The sequence below is a fragment of the Bacillus sp. N13C7 genome (genome assembly GCF_026790065.1).
Lineage (GTDB): Bacteria > Bacillota > Bacilli > Bacillales > Bacillaceae > Bacillus.
The window spans coordinates 102334-110595 of sequence record NZ_JALAMO010000014.1 but is presented as its reverse complement, the minus strand read 5'-3'; the positions used below and the strand labels follow the sequence as shown (position 1 = coordinate 110595).

Genomic DNA, 8262 nt, shown 5'->3' with positions numbered 1-8262 from the left:
GATGACATGTTGGACCTTCTTTTAAATCTATTTATCTCAATCAACTAAACCTTTTATGGGTTACATAATCGCTTCACTTAAGACAATTCACTTATATATACTACTTCATTGATAAATGTTAATTTCCGTTCCAATGGCGCGTTAGAACTTATTTTCTTATTGCTATAGTGACATCAAAAAATGTAATAGGTTTTACTCAGATTGTAGAGAAAGGCTATGTTTTCTCTACAATCTTTTTTGTGTTGGAAAACTTTCTTTGTGATTTACTTGAAAACTAAAATTGAAAGGCCGCTAACGAATCTTTGTGAGGTTCGTAATATTTAAGAGCTATAACTTTTTCAATAGGTAATGGTCTCAGAAAGAATTTCGTTTGTTTACGCAATCAATACCAAAAAACAAAAAATTCTGAACGAAAAATGATATGATCTAGGTAGAAAGGACGGCTGGTGCTGTGGTGAAAAAGCGGTTCCATTTTTCCCTGCAAACAAAAATAATGGGGCTCATTGCGGCTCTGCTGGTCTTTGTCATTGGTGTGCTGACCATTACGTTAGCCGTTCAGCATACACAGGAGGAACGGAGACAGGCAGAGCAGCTGGCGGTTCAAACGGCGAGAACCATTTCCTACATGCCGCCGGCTAAAGGGCTCATTGAGAGAAAAGGCGGACATGCGGCTGAGACGCAAGAGGTCATTGAACAAATGAAAGAACAGACTGGCGCGTATGCCATTTATGTGTTGGATGAAAAAGGAGACATTCGCAGCGCCTCTGGAAAAAGCGGTCTAAAGAAGCTGGAGCGCAGCAGAGAAATTTTGTTTGGCGGCTCCCATGTTTCTGAAACAAAAGCGGATGGACGAAGAGTGATTAGAGGGAGCGCGCCGATTATAAAAGAACAAAAGGGATACAGACAAGTGATCGGCAGCGTGTCTGTTGATTTTCTGCAAACGGAGACAGAGCAAAGCATCAAAAAGCATTTGAGAAATTTGAGTGTGATTGCTGTGCTTGTGCTGCTGCTTGGATTTGCCGGTGCCGCCGCATTGGCGAAAAGCATCAGGAAGGATACGCTTGGCCTTGAGCCTCATGAGATCGCGGCTCTATATCGTGAGAGAAATGCAATGCTTTTCGCAATTCGAGAAGGAATCATTGCCACCAATCGTGAAGGCGTTGTCACCATGATGAACGTGTCGGCGGCCGAAATGCTGAAGCTGCCAAAGCCTGTGATCCATCTTCCCATAGATGACGTCATGCCGGGCGCAGGGCTGATGTCTGTGCTTGAACAAGGAGAAATGCTGCCGAACCAGGAGGTAAGTGTCAACGATCAAGTGTTTATTATCAATACGAAAGTGATGAATCAAGGCGGGCAGGCGTATGGGATTGTCGTCAGCTTCAGGGAGAAAACAGAGCTGAAGAAGCTGATCGACACATTGACAGAGGTTCGCAAATATTCAGAGGATCTCAGGGCGCAGACTCATGAATTTTCAAATAAGCTTTATGCGATTTTAGGGCTGCTTGAACTTGGAGAATGCGATGAAGCCATTGATCTGATTAAAGAGGAATACGCGATACAAAATGAACAGCATGATCTTTTATTCCAAAACATTCATTCGCAGCAGGTGCAGGCCATTTTGTTAGGGAAAATCAGCAAGGCATCGGAAAAGAAGGTCAAGCTGGTTATTGATGAGAACAGCTCACTCGCGCCTCTTCCTGCACATATCGGCTTGTCTCATCTTATTACGATTATCGGCAATTTAATTGATAACGCTTTCGAAGCTGTAGCGAAGCAAAGCGTGAAGGAGGTTTTGTTTTTTATCACGGATATGGGTTGTGACATTGTCATTGAAGTATCAGACACAGGACCCGGTGTGCCGCCAGATAAGATGGAAGCTGTGTTTGAAAGAGGCTATTCTTCAAAGGGGATGGAGAGAGGCTACGGTCTGGCCAATGTGAAAGACTCAGTAGATGAACTGGGCGGCTGGATCGAACTGGCGAATCAAAAAACTGGCGGTGCGGTATTCACTGTATTTATACCAAAGGAGAAACAAAGGGGGAATCCATTTGATTCACATCGCGATTGCGGAGGATGATTTTCGGGTTGCGCAAATCCATGAGAGATTGATTGAACAGCTTGATGGATTCAAGATTATCGGCAAAGCAGCAAACGCTAAAGAGACAATGGCGCTTTTAGAGGAACGAAAGGCTGATTTGCTTCTGCTGGATATTTATATGCCGGACGAGCTTGGGACCACATTGATTCCTGAGATACGAAGCCGATTTCCTGAAGTGGATATTATGATTATCACAGCGGCAACAGAAACCCGTCATTTACAGGAAGCGCTCAGGGCAGGGATTGCCCACTATTTGATCAAACCCGTCACGGCTGACAAGTTCAGGCGGGTGCTGCTTCAGTATAAAGAAAAAAGAAAGCTGCTCCTGTCTCAGCCGGAGGTCAGCCAATCCATGATCGATCATATTTTTGGGAACGGTGTAAAAACATCCTTGCCGGCAGAGGATTTGCCGACAGGCATTAATTCGATTACACTGCGAAAAATTAAGGAAGCGCTTCGGACTGCGTCAGAAGGATTAACAGCGGAAGAACTTGGAGAAAAAATGGGGGCGTCACGAACGACTGCCCGCCGCTATGCCGAGTACCTTGTATCAAAGGAAGAAGCAAGAGCGGAGCTTGAATACGGGATTATCGGCAGGCCGGAGAGAAAATATTATTTGGCGGCGGACTAGATATGAAAAAATCGATAATCCTATTGATTTCTTTATTGATCTTTATGCAGGGTGATATCAGGCAGGCGGCTGCGCCGCGCCTGCCTGAGGGGCCGATAGAAATTGTCGTCCCCGCTGAGCCTTCTGGCGGCTGGGATGTCACAGCCAAGGCGATCCAATCTGTTTTGAAGCAGAAGCAGATTGTGAAGGGTGATGTTCATATTGTCTATAAACCCGGAGGAGGGGGAGAGAAAGGCTGGAAATACGTTAACGAAAGCAGCAAACAGACCATCAGCATGACGTCCAGCCTAATATTGAGCAATGACCTTCTTGGGCAAAGCAAATTAAAAATGGCCGATTTTACTCCGCTCGCCATTCTCTCCAAGGAATGGCAGACGGTTGCATTGCCAAAAGGATCGGTGTTATCAAACGCCAAGGATGTTCTGAATGAGATCAAAAGGCATCCCGGCAAGGTGAAAATCGGCTTTGCTCCGGGATTTGGCAATGATGATCAGCTCTCGTTCGTCAGAGCGGCAGATATGTACGGCATTGACCCTTTTGACATTCAATTTTTACAGTATGACAGCAGTGAACAGCTCATTCAGGCGCTGATGAGACATGAGATAGAAGCGGCTTCCATGACACTTTCTGAAGCGAAGCCATATGAACGGCAAGGCGATATCACGTTAGCCGCTGTCACGTCTGATAAAAGACTTCCCGGCTTTCCAAATGTACCGACGTGGAAGGAGCAGGGGATCCCGTTTGTGTTTTCTCATTGGCGAGGGATTTTGGGCCCGAAAAACATGTCTGAGGAAGAGATTTCTTACTGGGATCAAGCGCTAAAAAAGGTCACATCCTCACCTGAGTGGAAGCAAAAAATAAACGAACAGGACTGGGAAAGCTTTTATTTAAACAGCAGCGAAACGAAACGGTTTCTTGAACAGCAATCCGCTTTTTATCAAAGCATTATGACAGGACATTAAGATCCCGGCATCCCGGGATTTTTTTCATGACGGAAAATGGTCAAAAAGAACAAAACGGTTTTAAAAAATTAAAAATACAAAAAAACCAAATTATTTACTTGCGAATGGTTTTCTCATACGATGGCAAAAAGGCAAGACAAAAAGGGAGTAAGGGAGACAAAAAAATGTAAGCGGATTCATTTAAGGGGGAATGGATGTGTTAGCAATCTTAGGCTTTCTCATGATGCTTGTGTTTATGGCGTTGATCATGACAAAACGGCTTTCTGTTTTAACAGCATTAGTTTTGACGCCGATTGTGTTTGCGCTGATCGCCGGATTTGGATTTACTGAAGTCGGCGATATGATGATTTCGGGGATTCAGCAGGTAGCGCCGACTGCGGTCATGATTATGTTTGCGATCTTATATTTTGGGATAATGATTGATACAGGACTGTTTGATCCGATGGTTGGCAAAATTCTAAGCATGGTCAAAGGTGACCCGTTAAAAATCGTTGTGGGGACAGCGATTCTTACGATGCTTGTTGCCTTGGACGGAGATGGCTCGACTACGTATATGATTACGACAAGCGCCATGCTTCCGCTCTACCTGCTGCTTGGCATCCGGCCGATTATCCTGGCGGGAATCGCGGGAGTCGGCATGGGGATCATGAACACGATTCCATGGGGAGGCGCGACGCCGCGGGCGGCGAGCGCGCTGGGGGTTGATCCGGCTGAGCTTACTGGGCCGATGATACCTGTCATTGCAAGCGGGATGCTTTGTATGGTAGCGGTTGCGTATGTGCTTGGAAAGGCGGAACGAAAGCGCCTTGGCGTGATTGAACTGAAACAGCCGGCCAATGCCAATGAACCGGCGGCCGCGGTTGAAGATGAGTGGAAGCGGCCGAAACTTTGGTGGTTCAATTTATTGTTAACGCTTTCTTTAATAGGATGTTTGGTATCTGGGAAAATCAGTTTAACCGTACTGTTTGTCATTGCGTTCTGTATTGCACTCATTGTGAATTATCCAAATCTTGAGCATCAAAGACAGCGCATCTCGGCGCATTCGAGCAACGTGCTGGCTATTGGATCCATGATTTTTGCGGCGGGGGTTTTTACGGGGATTTTGACAGGCACCAAAATGGTTGATGAAATGGCGATTTCGCTCGTGTCTATGATTCCTGAACAATTGGGCGGATTGATTCCGGCGATTGTGGCCTTAACAAGCGGCATTTTCACATTCTTGATGCCGAATGACGCGTATTTCTACGGGGTGCTTCCGATTTTATCAGAAACAGCTGTCGCATACGGTGTGGATAAAGTGGAAATTGCCAGAGCCTCCATCATCGGCCAGCCGATTCATATGCTGAGCCCGCTTGTGCCATCCACGCATCTGCTTGTCGGACTTGTCGGGGTTTCCATTGATGACCATCAAAAGTTCGCATTGAAGTGGGCGGTTCTGGCTGTGATTGTCATGACGGCTATCGCTCTATTAATTGGTTCGATCTCTATTTCCTTTTGATAATTCAGGCGGAATGACACACACTAACGGCATACAACATACCGGAGGTGTCATCATGAGTGATCCTTACATGCCGCTGACTTCAGTCAGAAGCGGAACGGGGTTCGAAGCGGCAAAAGGGGTGCACGGCCTGACCGTGCAAATTGCGAATGTCTATTTTATTCAGCTGCCTGCTGAACCTCACTCATTTGTTTTGGTCGATGCCGGCATGCCTCAATCAGCCGGCATGATTATCAATGAAGCCAAACAAAGATTTGGTGAGGATTTTCAGCTGAAGGCGATGATCCTCACACACGGGCACTTTGATCATATCGGGGCAATCGAAGAGATTCTTGAGCATTGGGACGTTCCTGTTTATGTCCACTCTCGGGAAATGCCTTATGTAACAGGGAAAGAGGATTATCCTCCGGCTCGTCCTGACAGCAAGAGCGGGCTGGTCGCCAAGCTGTCACCGCTGTTTCCGCGGCATTCCATCAATATTTCCTCATATGTGCAGGCACTGCCGGAAGACGGCTCCGTTCCGTTTCTTGACGAGTGGATGTGGATTGCGACACCGGGACATACGCCCGGCCATATTTCATTATTCCGCGAGGACGGACGCGTGCTTGTGGCAGGCGATGCTGTCATTACAGTCGAACAGGAGAAAATGGCTGACGTCTTGATTCAAAAACAGGAGCTTCACGGGCCGCCAGCTTATTTCACGCCTGACCCAGAGACGGCTGCCGAGTCCATTCAGAAGCTGGCCGGCCTTGAACCGGAAGCGCTGCTGACCGGGCACGGCATACCGATGACCGGCAAAAACTTTCACAGTGACTTAACTGAATTGGCAAATCGCTTGTTGTCTCTTTGACACCCACAGACGTGGGTGTTTTTTATTGTTTTATTCCAAGAAGATGCAGAAAAATCATTTGTCTTCCCGCTTAAAAACGATACAATGAAAAGCATGAATGTGATGTGAAGGGGAGAGTTTGTTGGAAGAAAAAGAAATACTCTGGAACGAAGCGAAAGCGTTTATTGCCGCATGCTATCAGGAATTGGGAAAGGAGGATGAAATAAAAGGCCGTCTTGATGGCATCAAAAGTGAAATTGACCGGACCGGAAGCTATGTACATACGAAGGAAGAGCTGGAGCACGGAGCGAAAATGGCTTGGAGAAACAGCAACCGCTGCATCGGCAGATTGTTCTGGAACTCGCTGAATGTCATCGACAGACGTGACGTCCGGACGAAGGAGGAAGTGCGTGACGCGCTCTTTCATCATATTGAAACCGCCACCAATAACGGGAAAATCAGGCCGACCATTACGATTTTCCCTCCGGAAGAGAAGGGTGAAAAACAAGTCGAGATCTGGAATCATCAGCTGATCCGGTACGCTGGATATGAATCAGACGGAGAAAGAATCGGCGACCCGGCTTCCCTTTCTCTGACCGCAGCCTGCGAAGAGCTCGGCTGGCGCGGAGAACGAACGGATTTTGACCTGCTGCCGCTTATCTTTCGCATGAAAGGCGACGAACAGCCGGTCTGGTATGACCTGCCGCGTTCACTTGTGATTGAGGTTCCAATCACACATCCGGACATCGAAGCGTTTTCAGATCTGGAGCTGAAATGGTACGGCGTGCCGATTATTTCTGATATGAAGCTTGAGGTCGGGGGCATTCATTATAATGCCGCGCCGTTTAACGGCTGGTATATGGGCACGGAGATCGGAGCGAGAAACCTGGCGGATGAAAAGCGGTACGACAAGCTGAAAAAAGTGGCATCCGTGATCGGCATCGCCTCTGATTACAATACGGATTTATGGAAGGATCAAGCGCTTGTTGAATTGAATAAAGCTGTGCTGCACTCGTTTAAAAAGCAAGGTGTCAGCATCGTTGACCATCATACGGCCGCAAGCCAGTTTAAACGGTTTGAAGAACAGGAGGAAGAAGCGGGCAGAAAGCTGACGGGAGACTGGACGTGGCTGATACCGCCGATTTCACCCGCGGCAACCCATATCTTCCACCGTTCCTATGACAACGCAATCGTTAAGCCGAACTACTTTTATCAAGATAAGCCTTATGAGTAAACAATGGAAAAGCGATGATGGCCGTTAAGGCTGCGGGATTCAGTAACAGAGACGTCGGTAACCTTTGAGAAAGGGCTGCCTTTCTTTACAGCCTCAACAAACGATTGCAAGGCGTTTTCCGGGCCTTCTGCCAAAATCTCGACACGGCCGTCATCCCGGTTTTTGACCCAGCCGGCCAGTTTTCGCTTATCGGCTTCCATTTGAACAAAATAGCGAAAGCCCACACCTTGAACCCGGCCGTCTACAACGATTCGGTATTGAAGCATGTCAAAACCACCTTTTCTTTTTATGATAATCAAATATTTTGCGACCAGTAAAGGGGATGTGTTCGTATGAAACCAGCGCACTATTCAGTTCTTTCTCTTAATCTCGGAATGCCGCAGACGCTTGAATATGACGGAAAGAAGATCGAAACCGGCATCATGAAGCGGCCGGCTGATTCCGCTGTTATGCTGTATCGGGAGAATTTTGAAGGAGACGGACAGGCGGATCTCGTCAATCACGGCGGGCCTGATAAGGCTGTCTGTGTTTATCAGGCAGAGCATTATCCGTTTTGGGAAGAGTTCCTCTCAAGACCGCTGCCAAGCGCCGCATTTGGTGAAAATCTGACGGTCGCGGGTCTGACCGAGGAGAATGTTTGCATCGGGGATGTGTTTAAGCTTGATGAAGCTGTTGTTCAGGTCAGCCAGCCGCGCCAGCCGTGTGTAAAGCTGGCGAAAAAGTTTGGCGTAAAGGAAATGGTACTGAAGGTCCAGCAAACCGGCTATACCGGTTTTTATTTTCGCGTATTGGAAGAGGGCAGGGTGTCTCCAGGCGCCAAACTTGAATTGCTGTCCAGAGGAGAGAAAGGCATATCCGTCCAGTTCGCCAACCGCATCAACTACCATGATGCAAAAAATCTCGCAGCCATTGAACTGATATTAAGTGAAGATGCATTGTCGGAGAGCTGGAGAGCGTCTTTTATGAAAAAAAGAGACAGGCTGCAGCCGGCTGAATAGAAAAAAGCC

9 protein-coding genes are annotated in these 8262 nt (G+C 47.3%); 8 read left to right on the top strand and 1 reads right to left on the bottom strand.

Features of this window, described 5'->3' with window-relative positions; all coding sequences use genetic code 11:
- Positions 1-451 precede the first annotated feature (451 nt).
- The 7 genes from yflR to nosA all read left to right on the top strand — a co-directional run bounded on the left by yflR (position 452) and on the right by nosA (position 7255).
- On the top strand, positions 452-2080 hold the full coding sequence (gene yflR, locus MOB98_RS16150; protein WP_268361878.1) for a two-component sensor histidine kinase CitS: 1629 nt from the start codon (positions 452-454) through the stop codon (positions 2078-2080).
- The gene (gene citT, locus MOB98_RS16145) at positions 2052-2732 is read left to right on the top strand and encodes a two-component response regulator CitT (protein WP_268361876.1); all 681 of its coding nucleotides are present in this window, start codon (positions 2052-2054) and stop codon (positions 2730-2732) included. Before yflR ends, citT begins: the two co-directional genes overlap by 29 nt.
- A 2-nt stretch (positions 2733-2734) precedes the next feature.
- Entirely contained in the window at positions 2735-3694 is a 960-nt protein-coding gene (locus MOB98_RS16140) for a tripartite tricarboxylate transporter substrate binding protein (RefSeq protein WP_268361873.1), read from the top strand.
- A gap of 26 nt (positions 3695-3720) precedes the next feature.
- A complete protein-coding gene (locus tag MOB98_RS16135; protein WP_268361871.1) occupies positions 3721-3864 on the top strand; it encodes a hypothetical protein in 144 nt (47 codons plus the stop codon).
- Positions 3865-3890: 26 nt separating this feature from the next.
- Positions 3891-5192: a citrate transporter CitM gene (citM, locus tag MOB98_RS16130; RefSeq protein WP_268361869.1), complete on the top strand. Its 1302-nt coding sequence runs from the start codon at positions 3891-3893 to the stop codon at positions 5190-5192.
- A gap of 55 nt (positions 5193-5247) precedes the next feature.
- Positions 5248-6042: an MBL fold metallo-hydrolase gene (locus MOB98_RS16125; protein ID WP_268361868.1), complete on the top strand. Its 795-nt coding sequence runs from the start codon at positions 5248-5250 to the stop codon at positions 6040-6042.
- 121 nt (positions 6043-6163) lie between these two features.
- Positions 6164-7255 carry a nitric oxide synthase gene (nosA, locus tag MOB98_RS16120; protein ID WP_268361867.1) on the top strand — a complete coding sequence of 364 codons (1092 nt, stop codon included), beginning with the start codon at positions 6164-6166 and terminating at the stop codon, positions 7253-7255.
- On the opposite strand, the gene MOB98_RS16115 is transcribed toward nosA, so the two are convergent.
- Positions 7246-7521 (bottom strand): acylphosphatase, encoded by a 276-nt coding sequence (locus MOB98_RS16115; protein WP_268361865.1) that lies wholly within the window; start codon positions 7519-7521, stop codon positions 7246-7248. The genes nosA and MOB98_RS16115 overlap by 10 nt on opposite strands.
- A 66-nt stretch (positions 7522-7587) precedes the next feature.
- Here MOB98_RS16115 and MOB98_RS16110 point away from each other — a divergent pair, with 66 nt between their 5' ends.
- Positions 7588-8253 carry an MOSC domain-containing protein gene (locus MOB98_RS16110; protein ID WP_268361862.1) on the top strand — a complete coding sequence of 222 codons (666 nt, stop codon included), beginning with the start codon at positions 7588-7590 and terminating at the stop codon, positions 8251-8253.
- Positions 8254-8262 lie beyond the last annotated feature (9 nt).

Excerpts from the sequence above, each read along its gene's own strand:
- MOB98_RS16110 (WP_268361862.1), top strand. The coding sequence starts at position 7,588 with ATGAAACCAGCGCACTATTCAGTTCTTTCTCTTAATCTCGGAATGCCG.
- MOB98_RS16135 (WP_268361871.1), top strand. The coding sequence starts at position 3,721 with ATGACGGAAAATGGTCAAAAAGAACAAAACGGTTTTAAAAAATTAAAA.
- MOB98_RS16125 (WP_268361868.1), top strand. The coding sequence starts at position 5,248 with ATGAGTGATCCTTACATGCCGCTGACTTCAGTCAGAAGCGGAACGGGG.
- MOB98_RS16115 (WP_268361865.1), bottom strand. The coding sequence starts at position 7,521 with ATGCTTCAATACCGAATCGTTGTAGACGGCCGGGTTCAAGGTGTGGGC.
- MOB98_RS16140 (WP_268361873.1), top strand. The coding sequence starts at position 2,735 with ATGAAAAAATCGATAATCCTATTGATTTCTTTATTGATCTTTATGCAG.